The organism is Staphylococcus sp. EG-SA-2 (assembly GCF_017152085.1).
Map to the genome: position 1 here is coordinate 1 of NZ_JACYHC010001236.1, position 631 is coordinate 631.

Consider the following 631-nt stretch of genomic DNA (forward strand, 5'->3'; position numbering starts at 1 on the left):
CAAAAATTTAATCTAACTTAAATTCTTTTCCATCTATTAATCCATAAAAGTTATTTTTTAAATGCGGATGTCTTTCAAGCGTCATTTCAATAAAACGCTGGTCTATCATTAAGTCGTAGCCATCGTTGTATTGAATATTAACGGGTCGTCTATTACCTTCTTCGTCATAGTAGTAATAGATGACTTTTTTGTTTTGAGCTTGCATTGTTCGTTCCTCCTATTAAGATGTTTGTTTTTCTCCTAAAAACTTATTAACAAAGTATTGTTGTCCTTTGCCTGTTACTTTTGGCGTCTTACTAATTGATGTGTGACCGTCCGAATGTGTGATTGATGTTTCTTTAATTTCGAATAACTCACGTTCCATTGAATACTGTGTAGGCATGTTATAATCCACACCCTTGCGTTTAATAAGGAATCCGTTTTGACGTAACCACTCAAACAATCTGCGTTGCCCGATGTTTATACCGTTTTGTTTAATGATCTTTGCTAACTCTCCAACTAAAATTGATGTCTTAGTAGTAGCTACTGCATCTGCAAATACAATTTTTGGTTTATCACGTTCAATCTTTGTTTCTAATTGATTGATTGTGTTGTTAGCAATTTTTAAAGCACGTTGCATAATCATTTCTGG

General features: G+C 33.4%; 2 protein-coding genes. Both read right to left on the reverse strand.

Features of this window, described 5'->3' with window-relative positions:
- Positions 1-7 precede the first annotated feature (7 nt).
- Positions 8-205 carry a hypothetical protein gene (locus IDG60_RS19965; protein WP_001148862.1) on the reverse strand — a complete coding sequence of 66 codons (198 nt, stop codon included), beginning with the start codon at positions 203-205 and terminating at the stop codon, positions 8-10.
- A gap of 15 nt (positions 206-220) precedes the next feature.
- Positions 221-631: phage antirepressor KilAC domain-containing protein (locus IDG60_RS19970; protein ID WP_031766000.1), on the reverse strand; the 411-nt coding region annotated here is incomplete at its 5' end.